Origin of the sequence: Marinobacterium alkalitolerans, assembly GCF_017776525.1 — a bacterium.
Lineage (GTDB): Bacteria > Pseudomonadota > Gammaproteobacteria > Pseudomonadales > Balneatricaceae > Marinobacterium > Marinobacterium alkalitolerans.
Genome location: NZ_JACVEW010000030.1, coordinates 20,349 through 32,414 on the forward strand (window position 1 = coordinate 20,349; position 12,066 = coordinate 32,414).

General features: G+C 60.5%; 14 protein-coding genes. 2 read left to right on the plus strand and 12 right to left on the minus strand.

The window, feature by feature from the left end:
- Nucleotides 1-24 precede the first annotated feature (24 nt).
- From zipA to ccmA, 10 genes are read right to left on the minus strand one after another with little or no spacing between them, the layout of a single operon-like run.
- On the minus strand, nucleotides 25-1,317 hold the full coding sequence (gene zipA, locus H9C73_RS14730; protein WP_209288667.1) for a cell division protein ZipA: 1,293 nt from the start codon (nucleotides 1,315-1,317) through the stop codon (nucleotides 25-27).
- 35 nt (nucleotides 1,318-1,352) lie between these two features.
- Nucleotides 1,353-2,594, minus strand: a complete 1,242-nt coding sequence (ccmI, locus tag H9C73_RS14735; protein ID WP_209288668.1) for a c-type cytochrome biogenesis protein CcmI — start codon at nucleotides 2,592-2,594, stop codon at nucleotides 1,353-1,355.
- A complete protein-coding gene (locus H9C73_RS14740) occupies nucleotides 2,591-3,109 on the minus strand; it encodes a cytochrome c-type biogenesis protein (protein WP_209288669.1) in 519 nt (172 codons plus the stop codon). The genes ccmI and H9C73_RS14740 overlap by 4 nt, the downstream gene beginning before the upstream one ends.
- Nucleotides 3,106-3,657, minus strand: coding sequence for a DsbE family thiol:disulfide interchange protein (locus H9C73_RS14745; RefSeq protein WP_209288670.1), 552 nt, complete (start codon nucleotides 3,655-3,657; stop codon nucleotides 3,106-3,108). Before H9C73_RS14745 ends, H9C73_RS14740 begins: the two co-directional genes overlap by 4 nt.
- Nucleotides 3,658-3,666: 9 nt before the next feature.
- Nucleotides 3,667-5,622 carry a heme lyase CcmF/NrfE family subunit gene (locus tag H9C73_RS14750; RefSeq protein WP_209288679.1) on the minus strand — a complete coding sequence of 652 codons (1,956 nt, stop codon included), beginning with the start codon at nucleotides 5,620-5,622 and terminating at the stop codon, nucleotides 3,667-3,669.
- Between the two features lie 8 nt (nucleotides 5,623-5,630).
- The gene (gene ccmE / locus H9C73_RS14755) at nucleotides 5,631-6,092 is read right to left on the minus strand and encodes a cytochrome c maturation protein CcmE (RefSeq protein ID WP_209288671.1); all 462 of its coding nucleotides are present in this window, start codon (nucleotides 6,090-6,092) and stop codon (nucleotides 5,631-5,633) included.
- Nucleotides 6,089-6,268, minus strand: coding sequence for a heme exporter protein CcmD (gene ccmD, locus H9C73_RS14760; RefSeq protein WP_209288672.1), 180 nt, complete (start codon nucleotides 6,266-6,268; stop codon nucleotides 6,089-6,091). Before ccmD ends, ccmE begins: the two co-directional genes overlap by 4 nt.
- A gap of 7 nt (nucleotides 6,269-6,275) precedes the next feature.
- Nucleotides 6,276-7,031, minus strand: a complete 756-nt coding sequence (locus H9C73_RS14765; RefSeq protein WP_328797989.1) for a heme ABC transporter permease — start codon at nucleotides 7,029-7,031, stop codon at nucleotides 6,276-6,278.
- A gap of 14 nt (nucleotides 7,032-7,045) precedes the next feature.
- Entirely contained in the window at nucleotides 7,046-7,759 is a 714-nt protein-coding gene (gene ccmB, locus H9C73_RS14770) for a heme exporter protein CcmB (protein ID WP_236014313.1), read from the minus strand.
- A complete protein-coding gene (gene ccmA, locus H9C73_RS14775) occupies nucleotides 7,756-8,397 on the minus strand; it encodes a cytochrome c biogenesis heme-transporting ATPase CcmA (protein WP_209288673.1) in 642 nt (213 codons plus the stop codon). Before ccmA ends, ccmB begins: the two co-directional genes overlap by 4 nt.
- Before the next feature lie 110 nt (nucleotides 8,398-8,507).
- Here ccmA and H9C73_RS14780 point away from each other — a divergent pair, with 110 nt between their 5' ends.
- Both H9C73_RS14780 and H9C73_RS14785 read left to right on the plus strand, forming a co-directional pair.
- Nucleotides 8,508-10,730 carry a flagellar hook-length control protein FliK gene (locus H9C73_RS14780; RefSeq protein ID WP_209288674.1) on the plus strand — a complete coding sequence of 741 codons (2,223 nt, stop codon included), beginning with the start codon at nucleotides 8,508-8,510 and terminating at the stop codon, nucleotides 10,728-10,730.
- Nucleotides 10,727-11,020 carry an EscU/YscU/HrcU family type III secretion system export apparatus switch protein gene (locus tag H9C73_RS14785; protein WP_209288675.1) on the plus strand — a complete coding sequence of 98 codons (294 nt, stop codon included), beginning with the start codon at nucleotides 10,727-10,729 and terminating at the stop codon, nucleotides 11,018-11,020. The genes H9C73_RS14780 and H9C73_RS14785 overlap by 4 nt, the downstream gene beginning before the upstream one ends.
- Here H9C73_RS14785 and H9C73_RS14790 read toward each other — a convergent pair.
- The gene (locus H9C73_RS14790) at nucleotides 11,014-11,433 is read right to left on the minus strand and encodes a DUF2802 domain-containing protein (protein WP_209288676.1); all 420 of its coding nucleotides are present in this window, start codon (nucleotides 11,431-11,433) and stop codon (nucleotides 11,014-11,016) included. The two genes, H9C73_RS14785 and H9C73_RS14790, sit on opposite strands and share 7 nt — an antisense overlap.
- 77 nt (nucleotides 11,434-11,510) lie before the next feature.
- Nucleotides 11,511-12,066 (minus strand): chemotaxis protein CheW (locus H9C73_RS14795; RefSeq protein WP_209288677.1); only part of this gene is annotated, 556 nt, incomplete at its 5' end.

Below are 12,066 nucleotides of genomic sequence, written 5' to 3' on the forward strand. Positions count from 1 at the left end.
GTGTAGTTGAAACAAAAACGGGCCTCAGTTGGCCCGCCGTTGCCGCTGATGCATCTGGAATTCGCGGATGCGCTCGCGGTAGTGTTCCTTGGTCTGTGGGCGCATGACCGAGCGATCCTCGTCGAGCAGGTCGCCATCCAGGTGCTTGGCCAGGGTTTCTGCCGTCGCCAGCATGCACTCATAGGCGGTCATGGGATCATTCGGCTCGTTCATGGACATGAAAAACGACACGGCCGGGGTTTCCAGTGCCGCCAGATTGTCCGGGTCAAAGGTACCCGGGGCAACGGCATTGGCCATGCTGAACTGTACCGGGGCTCCGGGCGTGTTGTCTTCGGCCCGGTGGTAGATCGACATATCACCCCACTCCATGCCACACGCAGTGACAATCTTGTCCAGTGCAGGCCCTGGCAAGCGCTCGCCGTTGCGCGCGACCACGGTAATGACCAGCACATGTTCCGGATCCGGCAGCGAAGAGAGAGACGGCCCCTTGCGTTTGGGCTCAGTGGCTTCTTCTGCCGGAGCGGGAGAATCGGGCACGGGGGCTTCATCACCTTCAGATGCAGGCAACTCAGCAGCGGTCGATGCGTCGTCCGCTGCCTGAGCTTCCTCAACAGGGCTGTCAGGCTCGGACGCCTGCTCCACATCCCGCTCGACCGAGTCCCGGTAGGCCGCAAGCGTATCGTTGGGCAGCTCAACCTGGTCAAACAGGGTTGGAATGGGCTGATCCAGATCCAGGTCAAGTGGGGCCTGTTCCGCCTGATGACCGGCAGCGGGTCTGGGTGCCGATACCGACTCTTCGCTGAGCGGATACTCCATCTCGAGCTCGGCCCCACTCAGCTCGCCACGATCAACCGCCTCCAGCAACTCGTCCTCTGCACCGGATGTATAGGCCTTAGGTTCCGCTTCTGCAGCCGCTTCAGGCTTTTTCTCGGGCGCCGGTTTCCTGTTGCGGCGGGACTTCTGAGCCGTGTTATGCCGGGTGTTATCCGGTATGTCGTCAAACAGGGGATCCATTTCAGACAGTTGCGGAGCAGGCTCTACGGGTTCATCCATCCGGGGTTCCTGACGGGCGGACAGGGGATCACTGCTGCTCTGTTCAGCCGTGGCCGGAGATGACTCGCCGCCGCGCTTGCGCGCACCGCCGTTGGGCAGCTCCGGGTTATGGGCATCTGCGTCCCCCAGTTCAGACAGGGTTCGGTCGATTTCCAGCCTGAGCCGGCTACGGTTGGCGCTGACACGTCGCCAGCCGTCCACCAGTATCAAGATGACAATCAGTACACCGCCGATGATAAGCCATTCGCGCAGACTGATATCCATATAGTTGCCTTACCCTGTTAATGAACGCCCATCCGTTACTTTACCACCTGGTTGATCACCAGTGAAACAGGCTCGTCCTGACCGCGTGTCGCCACGGATGCCAGCGTTCCCTGCAAGTCGCCCGGCTGGGGCTGTGGCTGGCCGGACTGACTGATGCGGGCACTGATCTCGACCTCGGCATGCTGGGACAAGCGTGCCTGAGGGGTCATGGCCATCTCATCGGTGAGTTCCAACTCTATCGGCAGGTCCTTTACCTGACGCTTAACAGCCGCCAATGGCATGCGCCCACCGACCGGGCGGGCAAACACAAACAGCGTCTGTTCAGGATCCACATCTACTGCAAGCGCCGGGTCCAGGCTTACCTGTACTCGAATGCTGGCCTGTTTAAGCTCGGGCACTTCAGGCACCGGCTGCCCGGCGGACGCCAGTTGTGCCTGAGCGCGCTGAATGCCGCTGCGTAACGAGTCGGCAGCCGCCCCGTCGGCATTAATCAGGGCCGTGCGCCAGTGTTCGATCGCCAGCGCATACTGCTCCTGCTCGAATGCATCAATGCCCAACAGCCCCAGTGCCGCTATCTCATAAGGCTCAACCGCCAGCGTGGCGTCGATCTGGCGACGTACCTCATCGTTCATCACGGCATTGTTGGCAAAATACATCGCCTGTGCCATCTGACCCATCACACTGGCGTATTGGGGCGCATCCTCAGGCAGGAAGTCCAGCGTGCGGGCAAAGGCGTCACGCCCGGCCGCGTAGTTGCCCATGTTCATGTAGGTGTTGGCCAGCAGGTACCAGCCTTCAGGGTTATCCGGCTCGGCTGCCAGCTCCTGCTCCAGCGATACGATGGCCTGTTCCAGTGACGGCTGACCATTGGGACCCTGAGGGGCACTCAGCGCCACGGACAGGTCATCAGCACGTCCCAGGTGGTTGTACAACCCCAGCGCAGCGGCAGGAATCATCAGCGCCAGCAGCGTAATGGTGACCAGCTGAGACTGGCCCACACGGGTTCTGCCCGGCATGTGGACCGGCTGCTCGTCCGCATCAATCAGCAGGTTGCGCTCCAGTTCCAGCTTGAGCGTGGCAAACTCCTCATCTCCCAGCGTGCCCTGCTCACGCTCGTTTTCGAGCTCTGCCAGGCGTTCACGAAAAATGTCCACATTCTGCTGGCGGCGCTCAGTGGCTTCGGTTCGCACCAGCCGCTGGTGGCGAACAACCGGCCCAAACATGAATGCAATGGCGATCAGTGTGAGGACACCGATCCCGATCCAGAGTGTAATCATTGATCCTTGTCCCGCTGCAGTAACTGGTTCAAGCGCTCCGCTTCTTCCGGCGAAAGCCCTTCACTGGGTTGGTAGCCATTCTGGCGGCTCCCTTCACTGGTGGCAGAGGCACTTGCAGCCACCTGCCGTTGCCGTCGATTACGACTGATCAACACAATCACCAGGGCACCGATGCCAAGGAGTACGAAGGGGCCATACCAGAGCAGCCAGGTTGTCTCGTTCAGGCGCGGCCGGTACAGCACAAATTCGCCATAACGTGTCACCATGAAGTCGATGATGCTGTTATCCGACTCACCGGCTTCCACCATGCGGTGTACTTCCCGGCGCAGGTCAGCCGCCAGCGGCGCATCAGAGTCCGCAATATTCTGGTTCTGACACTTGGGGCAGCGCAGTTCACCGGTCAGTTGCTGAAAACGCTCCTCATTCTGCTCGCTGGAGAATTCATAGGCATCAATGGCGGCCTGAGCCGACAACGGCAACAGTAATAGCCAGCAAAGCGATAACAAACGGATCATCCTGCGGCCTCCGTCCTGACCTTCTGCATCACCTGCTGCAGGGTTTCCCACACCTGCGCATCAACGGCACCCACGTGGCGGTAGCGAACCCGGCCCTCAGCATCCAGCACATAGGTTTCGGGGGCGCCATACACGCCCATGTCCAACCCCAGCGTGCCATCCTGATCCAGCACCACCTTCTGGTAGGGGTTCAGGTAGCGGCGCAGCCACTCACGGGCCTTGCCGGGTTCATCCTTGTAGTTGATGCCATAGATGGTAATGCCTTCATCACGCGCCAGCCGATTCAGGAACCCGTGCTCTTCCTTACAGGTCGGGCACCAGGTCGCCCAGACATTCAGCAGCGCCACCTCGCCCTTCAGGTCTGCCGGTGTGAGCGTCTTTTCGGGCTCAATCAGCGACGGCAGCTCGAACGCCGGTATCGGGCGCTTCTTGTCTGCCAGCTCCGAGGGCAGCTCGGTCGGATCGATGGAAAGTCCGCGCCAGAGAAAGATCCCCAGCACGATGAATACAGCCAGAGGTACGAAGGCAAACAGCTTGCGATTATTCATCTAAACCTCTCAACTTGCAGTGACCGGTGCCGAACGGCGCTTGCGATAACGGGGGTCGGATGCGGCCAGCAAACCACCAAAGGTCATCAACAGGCCGCCCAGCCACAGCCAGCGCACATAGGGCTTGTACTGAACACGTACCGCCCAGGCGCCATTTTCCAGTGGTTCGCCCAGTGCGACATACAAATCCCGCGTGAAGCCCGGATCGATCGCTGCTTCCGTCATCACGTTGCCGCGAGCGGTGTACAGGCGTTTTTCCGGGTGCATTTCAGCGTAGGGTTCACCCTCTTTCAGAACTCGGATCTGGCCCTGATCAGAGGTGTAGTTCGGCCCTTCCACATGGCGATTGCCATCATAAATGAAGGTGTAATCACGGAAGGTGATGGAGTCGCCGGGCTGCATGCGCAGGTCGCGCTGTTCACTGTAGATCGATACCAGTGAAACCCCGACCACCAGCACGGCCGTTCCCAGGTGAGCCAGGACCATGCCGTAATAGCTGCGGCTCTGCTTCATCAGGCCCGCCAGCTTTTCACGGCGATGTCGCAGTCGATTGAACAGATCTCTCAAACCACTGAGCACGACCCACCAGGCCAGTACCATGCCCACGGTGACCCAGTGCTGCAGCTCACCGGCATACAGCCAGGTCGCGCCGACGCCCAGCAGAACTGCCAGAACACCGGGCAGCCACAACTGCTGCACCAGCATGGCGATGTTCATCTGCTTCCATCGGCTGATCACGCCGGCTCCCATGAACACCAGCATGATGGACATGAGCGGCACGAAGAGCGCATTGAAATAGGGAGGCCCGACAGAAAGTTTGCCCAGCCCCAATGCATCCACGATCAACGGGTAGATGGTCCCCAGCAGCACCATGGCACAGGACACGACCAGCAACACGTTGTTCACCAGCAGCAGGCTTTCACGTGACAGCAGGCCGAAACTGGATTCGCTGCGCATCTGGCCGGCACGCAGGGCATACAACAGAAGCGACCCACCGATCACGATTGCCAGCATGACCAGAATAAACAGACCACGGTCCGGGTCAGAGGCAAAGGCGTGTACAGAGGTCAGCACCCCGGAGCGGACCAAGAAGGTGCCCAGCAGACTGAGCGAGAAGGCGAAAATCGCCAGCAGCACGGTCCAGCTTTTGAACACGCCACGCTTTTCGGTCACCGCCAGGCTGTGAATCAGGGCGGTACCGACCAGCCAGGGCATCAGAGACGCGTTTTCCACCGGGTCCCAGAACCACCAGCCGCCCCAGCCCAGCTCGTAGTAGGCCCACCAGCTGCCCAGTGCAATACCGAGCGTCAGAAACGCCCAGGCCACTGAGGTCCAGGGGCGTGACCAGCGTGCCCAGGCGGCGTCCAGGCGTCCGCTCAGCAGCGCGGCGATGGCAAAGGCGAAGGAAACGGCAAACCCGACGTATCCCATATACAGCATGGGCGGGTGCACAATCAGGCCGAAGTCCTGCAGCAGCGGGTTCAGGTCCGCCCCTTCCTGCGGGTATCCGGGCAGGTAGCGCTCAAACGGGCTGGATGTAAACAGAATGAACAGGTAGAAGCCGGTGGCGACCCAGCCCATGACGGCCAGTACACGCGCAATGATATCCTGCGGCAGGTTTCGGCTCTTGACGGCCACGGCCAGGGTCCAGGCCGACAGAATCAGGGCCCATAACAGCAATGATCCTTCGTGTCCGCCCCAAACCGCACTGAGGCGGTAATACCAGGGCAGTGCCGAGTTGGAGTTGCTGGCAACGTAAACAACCGAAAAATCATTGTAGAGAAAGGACCAGCTCAGGCAGATAAAGCTGACCAGCGTAAACAGGAACATGGCCTTGCTCAGCGGGCGCGCAAAGCCCATCCACAAGGCATTTCCGCGGCTGGCACCTACCAGCGGAACAGTGGCCAACAGTACCGACAGGCACAAGGCCAGAATCAGTGCGTACTCACCCAGCTCCGGAACCACCATATCGATCATTTGTTGAACTCCTGACCTTCAGGCTGGGGCATCTTGCCGGCCTTGGCCAGCGCTTCCGCCACCTCCGGCGGCATGTAGTTCTCGTCGTGCTTGGCCAGCACCTCGACGGCGTTCAAGATCCCCTCATCGTTGAGTGAGCCCTGAGCCACGATTCCCTGCCCTTCGCGGAACAGGTCAGGCAGGATGCCGGTGTATTCAACGGTTACGGTCTTGTCGTAGTCGGTAATGTCGAACTGAACAAACAGCGAGTCAGGATCACGTTTCACGCTTCCATCCACCACCATGCCGCCGGCACGAATACGGGTGTCGACAGGCGCCTCACCCTGGGCAATCTGGGTGGGGGAGTAAAACAGGTTGATGTTCTGGTTCAGGGCAAACAGCGTCAGCCCAACCGCGACACTGACGCCGACTACGATAAAGGTCACCAGCATCAGGCGTTGCTTGCGTTTCGGCGTCATCGTACCCCCTCCTCACGACGCAGACGGCGTTTCTGCTCCGCCAGCAGTCGGTTGCGCTGCAAGCGCGGCAGAATCACATTGATCAGGATTACGGCCAGGCCCAGGCCATAGCTCAGCCATACGTAGAGGCCGTGCCCCCCCATGGCCATAAATTCGGAGAAACTGTTGAAACTCACCACAACCTCACTGCTTGATCAGGAGCTCACGTACCCAGCCGGTACGGCGTTCACGCCAGATAATCTCGTTGCGCAGCCGCATCATCAGACTGACGGCAAACAGGCAATAAAATCCAATCACCATCACCAGCAGCGGCACCCACATTTCGGCGGGCATGGCCGGTTTTTCCGTCAGTTTGAAGGTGGCCGGCTGATGGAGCGTGTTCCACCATTCCACGGAATATTTGATGATCGGGATATTGACCACCCCGACCAGCGACAGCACGGCCGATGCCTGCGCTGCAGTGGACTCGTTTTCGATGGCAGAGTTCAATGCCATGACGCCGAGATAGAGAAAGAACAGAATCAGCATGGAGGTCAGGCGCGCATCCCAGACCCACCAGGAGCCCCAGGTAGGCTTGCCCCAGATCGCGCCGGTAGCCAGCGCAAGCACCGCCATGGATGCACCGATGGGCGCTGCAGACTTGAGCACCATGTCGGCCACTTTCATTTTCCAGATCAGCCCGATGGCACCCGCAACCGCCATCAGCATGTATGCGGACTGGGCGAGTATGGCTGAGGGTACGTGCAGGTAAATGATGCGGAAGCTGTTGCCCTGCTGGTAGTCAGCCGGTGCGAACATCAATGCCCAGATACTCCCGCCTGCCAGCAGGAGCAGAGCCGCCACGGCAAATCCGGGCAGCAGCTTGCCTGTTATCTGATAGCACCAGCGGGGTGAGGCCAGCTGGTAAAACCAGCGCGGCATCCATTTTTTCTCTGCCATAATGTCTCTTTTTATCAGCTACTCATCGATATTCGCAGTGCCGCACTGATCGCCAGTGGGGCCAAGCCCAGGGCCAGGGCCAGCAGTGCGCCCAGCAGCGCCAGATAGCCTCCCAGAGGCAACCCGGTCACGGCCGCCTGTACCGCACTGGAGCCAAAAATCAGAACCGGAATGTACAGCGGCAATACCAGCAGGGAGATCAGTACGCCCCCCTTGCGCAGTCCGACGGTAAGTGCCGCTCCAATCGCCCCCACCAGACTGAGCGTGGGTGTCCCCAGCAGCAGGCTCAGCATCAGACCCGGCATCCCCTCTGCCGGCAGAAACAGCATCAACCCCAGCAGAGGCGCCATCACCGTCAGCGCAAGCCCCGTGACACTCCAGTGTGCCAGCACCTTGGCCAGCACCACCAGAAACAGGGGCTGGGGGCTCAGCAGAAGCTGTTCCAGCGAGCCATCTTCATAATCGGAGCGGAACAGCGCATCCATCGACAGCAGGGTTGAAAGCAGTGCAGCAACCCATACCACCCCCGGTGCCAGCTGTGCCAGAAAGCCCGGCTCGGGACTGACCCCAAGCGGGAACAGCGTGGCGACCATAAGGAAGAAGATCAAGGGGTTAACCAGATCACTCTTGCGCCGAAAGGAGAGCAGGTACTCTCGCCGGCAGGTTGCCCAAAACAGTCCTGACAGGCTCTGCCGCTGCAGATCTTCGGAATTAGTCTGCATTGTCATGTCGAAGTTCCCGCACACTGGTCCAAATTGATTTTGCGTACCGGTCCACGAATACCCAGTTCATGATGGGTGGTCAGAATCACGCTTCCCCCTCGCTGGGCATGGCGCAGCAAGAGCGCCTCCTTGGCCGCGACACCTTTCTTGTCGATCGCCGTAAACGGCTCATCCAGTATCCACAGAGGCGCTTTGCTCAGATACAGCCGTGCCAGGCTGACACGCCGGTTCTGTCCGGCCGACAGGGAGTGACAGGGTACATCTTCGAAGCCACGCAACCCGACCTGCTCAAGGGCATGATCGATATCGGCGGCATTGATGGCGGGACTGAGCGCCGCATACCAGCGCAGGTTCTCCTGAGGCGTCAGAACCGCTTTAACGCCCGCCTGATGCCCGAAATACAGCAGATCGCGACAGAAATCATCTCTGACCTGCTCCACCGGTTCTCCACGCCAGAAGATATCCCCTTCATAGTGACGTGACAGGCCGCTGAGGATACGCATCAGTGTGGTCTTGCCACTGCCGTTCTGGCCTTCAATCTGAATGATTTCTCCGGGTGCAACCGAAAAGCCAAGGCGGTTGAACAGTACCCGATCATCGCGTTCGCAGAAGAGATTTTGCACTGTCAGCAACTGATCTGGCACGCCGGAACCCTTTAAAAAACGGACGGTTGGTCGATAATGAACAAGTGGGCCATTATATACAGATTGGCCAGCCAGCGTCAGGCTCAACTTTTGCAGGAAGGACTAGGCTTTTGCTTCCCCCAACCACCCTACCCAACAACTCAGCCGCTGCAAGCGGCAGCAGACCGGCCCAGGCCCCTCTGCCGGCCGCCGGTGGCGAGTTGCAGGCCGTGGTCAAAAGTGTTGCCCGTGGCGACAGCTCCGGACAGGTCTTTCGTATTCAGGTTGAAGCCAACAACCGGCTGATGGAGTTGATTACGCGTGCCCCTCTGGCCACCGGTGACCGTATTAACTTGTCGCGTACCGCTTCCGGCGAGCTGCAAATACGACTGCCGGTTCCAACGGCTCAGCCCCAGACAGGCTCTCAGGGCGCCCCGGCCAACAGCGGCAATCAAATTCTGCTCAGCGTGGCAGGGCAGCAGGCCCAGGCCGCCGCACTGCAATCGCTTCCCTTGAACACGCCCCGTCAGGCGCAGGTGGTGCAGTCCACCCCTCTGACCGCTCAGTCAGGCCCACAGCCGCCGGCCCAGAACGGCAGTACTGTAGCGACCCGGCCGGGTGATCCCGCTGCTCGTCCAGCAGCCGGCACGAACAACACCACTACCACAACAACCGCCTCAGGCTTACAGGGCAGCTCCGCGTCAGCCGCCAACACCTCGGCACCGGCACCGCGCTCAGCAGCGCCTGCTCAGCCCCAGGCTCAGACTCAAGCGCAGACGCCCTCTCCAGCCATAGCTGACAAGGCGCCGACCACCGGGGGCTCGACTGCACAATCTTCCGCGCCACCTGCCGCTGCATCGTCGCAGTCCACGGCGGCTCAGGCACGGCCGGCAGGCGGCCCCACCACGCCGCCTCAGACCGCACAGCCGCCTGCATCGGGGCCGGCCAATCCAACGCCTGCGCAGCCATCCACACCGACAACCGGCCAACAGGCAGGACAGGCACAGGTTTACCGCGCTCAAATCACCCAGATGAGTAACCTGCCCTCCCCCACCACCGGAACAGGAGGCACGGCATCCAGCTCGGGCGCCGCACCGGCTACTCAGGGAACAGCGACCCTAGGCACAGCGCCCGGCGCATCCGCGCAGCCCGCGAATACGCAACCGAGCGCAACCACGAATGCACCGCCCCAGCCCCGGCCACAGCCGGCGACCGGCAGCACCGGACAGTCGACACAAACACCGGCGTCGACATCGCCTCAGGCGCCTCCCGCCAGCCCGACCAATACCGCGAACAGCCAAAGCGCCCAAGCGATGAGCCAGAAGGGGCAGCAGCTGACACGCACGGTCGGGCAGCAACAGCCGCCACCGGCGCCGACACAGCACCAGGTTCAACTCAACCTGGCCGGCGAGCGCATCAATCTGGTCAGCCCCCGGCCCCTGACCGTTGGACAACAGGTCATGTTGACCCGCACCGATGCCCAACATGTCAGCCTGTCGCCTCTGCCGGCCACCAGCACACCGGTCCAGAATGCAGTTCAACAACCGGCTGTACAGCAGGCCCTGAGGGATGCGTTGCCGCAGCAGATCCCCTTTGGCGATGCGCTCAACCAGATGGTTCAACTGAGCCAGTCGCCGGCTGCGCGAAATCAAAGTGCGGTGAACCAGCTGGTACAGTCCATGCTAAGCCTCTTTGGCGTAACGCCTGGCAGTGAGGATGCCGGCGAAGCGGTCAAGCGTAACCTGCAGCAGGGCGGACTGCTGACCGAGTCACGCCTGAATCAGGGGTTGGCCGATAAAGCGGCACCCCAGGCCGATCTCAAACAGCAGCTTGGGCAACTCTTGAAAGCCTCCGAGCAACTCCCGGAGAACGCCCGCCAGCAAATGACACGCTTGGTCGATGCGCTCCAGGCCCGCGCCACCAGCCAGCAGGTCAGCAGCCTGCAAAGCTGGAAAGAGCAGCCTGACGGTTCCATGGAGCGTGCCTATCGTCTGGATCTGCCCATTCGTCAGGGCGAAAAACTGGACAACGCCGAACTGACCATCACCGAGCGGCGTGAACGCCAGCCGGATGGAGAGATGCTGAGCCTGTGGAGTGCGGCCCTGCACTTTGATCTGGATGACTATGGCAGTGTGGATGCGCGCCTCAGCCTGGAAGAGGGCTGGCGTCTGCAGCTCCAGTTCTGGGCGGAGTTTCCTCACACGCGCGAACTGATCAATACCCGTCTTGAGCCATTCACCGGTACACTGCACCGTCAGGGCTTTGTGGTCGACAATGTGCAGGTATTCGCGGGCCGGCCACAACAGGAAGCCTTGAACGAAGTGCGTCAACGGCTGGTGGATGTGCACACATGAAGTCAGAACAGAGTGAAAAAAGCGCTGTTGCGCTGCGCTATGATGCTGATGCGGGCACGGCTCCCAAGGTCGTCGCCAAGGGCCGCGGCCTGATTGCCGAACAGATACTGGCACTGGCTCAGGAACATGACATTCATATCCACCAGAGCCCGGAGCTGATTGAGGTGCTGATTCGACTGGAGCTGGGCGAGGAAATTCCGGAAGCCCTGTACCGCGCCATCGCGGAAGTGATCGCCTTCGCCTATGGGCTCAAAGCCGATGGTACGCTGGACAAAACCGGGGGTCAGTGACGCTGATGCTGCTCGGGCAGCATTTCGCCGCTGTGCAGTTCCTGATGCAGGAGTGCCATCAGCTCGGCTTCAGGTCGACCGATACCGCAGTTGCGCACCAGGTCATCCACTGAAGCGCCCATCTCCATGAGCTTGGCCGCCTGGTTGTAGGCGAGTACGCCCGGATCACGGTTTTCCAGCTCCTGCTGTTTTTCCACCGTAATATTCAGGGTCCGCTCAATCGCCATCAGGCGTTTGCCCATGCCGATGGAGCCGTTGGTCATGGCACGAATTTCGTTACGCAGCACATTGATCAGCGCCTGATGCTGACGTTCCTGACGCCGCACCCGAATCAGGACATGAATGCAGATTGCAGCCGCCACCAGTGCCAGGAGAGCAAGGCCCAATACTATTAGCTGAGTGTAATCTGCCACGCTAATCCGCGCTCCGTTCATACAAGGTTAACCCGAACGGAACAGTGTAACCCATCCCGCTCGGGTGTTCATCGTATTCAGGCGCTGCAGGCTTCAAATTCGAGCAGCATCTGCTCGATATCCAATACAGCACAGCGCTCCGGCATGTAGGTGCCCAGTAACCAGGAACGATTGCCCTTGTCATGGTTGAAGTTGATCTCTGCCGTGGTGATACGCACGGATTTGATCAGCTCGTCACAGGCCAGTGCCCAGCGCCGCCCACGCAGAATGATCACGTCGGAGTACTTGGAATACTCCGGCTTGTAACGCTCGGGGATGAGCCAACGCGCCGTATCGACCACATGTGTCCAGGCCGGGTCATCACCGAAGCGACCGATGATCCACTCAGGCCCTTCCATCGCCAGCGACAGGTCTTCCAGCTGCAGCGCTCCTTCCACCTTGTCGAAGGGGACGGCCAGCTTGAGGCCATGCATGTCCAGCAGAATGCAGTTCACCTCTTTACCCAGGGCCTCGGCTTCGGGCGGCAATGGCGCAGGCTCGGCCCGTGGCGCCGGTGCTGGCTCTGGCTCTGGCTCTGGCTCTGGCTCTGGCTCTGGCTCTGGCTCTGGCTCTGGCTCTGGCTCTGGCTCTGGC

Bases quoted from the DNA above. Each gene is read 5' to 3' on its own strand.
- ccmI (WP_209288668.1), bottom strand. From the start codon at position 2,594: ATGATTACACTCTGGATCGGGATCGGTGTCCTCACACTGATCGCCATT.
- zipA (WP_209288667.1), bottom strand. From the start codon at position 1,317: ATGGATATCAGTCTGCGCGAATGGCTTATCATCGGCGGTGTACTGATT.
- H9C73_RS14740 (WP_209288669.1), bottom strand. From the start codon at position 3,109: ATGATCCGTTTGTTATCGCTTTGCTGGCTATTACTGTTGCCGTTGTCG.
- ccmE (WP_209288671.1), bottom strand. From the start codon at position 6,092: ATGACGCCGAAACGCAAGCAACGCCTGATGCTGGTGACCTTTATCGTA.
- ccmB (WP_236014313.1), bottom strand. From the start codon at position 7,759: ATGACAATGCAGACTAATTCCGAAGATCTGCAGCGGCAGAGCCTGTCA.
- H9C73_RS14765 (WP_328797989.1), bottom strand. From the start codon at position 7,031: ATGGCAGAGAAAAAATGGATGCCGCGCTGGTTTTACCAGCTGGCCTCA.
- H9C73_RS14785 (WP_209288675.1), top strand. From the start codon at position 10,727: ATGAAGTCAGAACAGAGTGAAAAAAGCGCTGTTGCGCTGCGCTATGAT.
- H9C73_RS14745 (WP_209288670.1), bottom strand. From the start codon at position 3,657: ATGAATAATCGCAAGCTGTTTGCCTTCGTACCTCTGGCTGTATTCATC.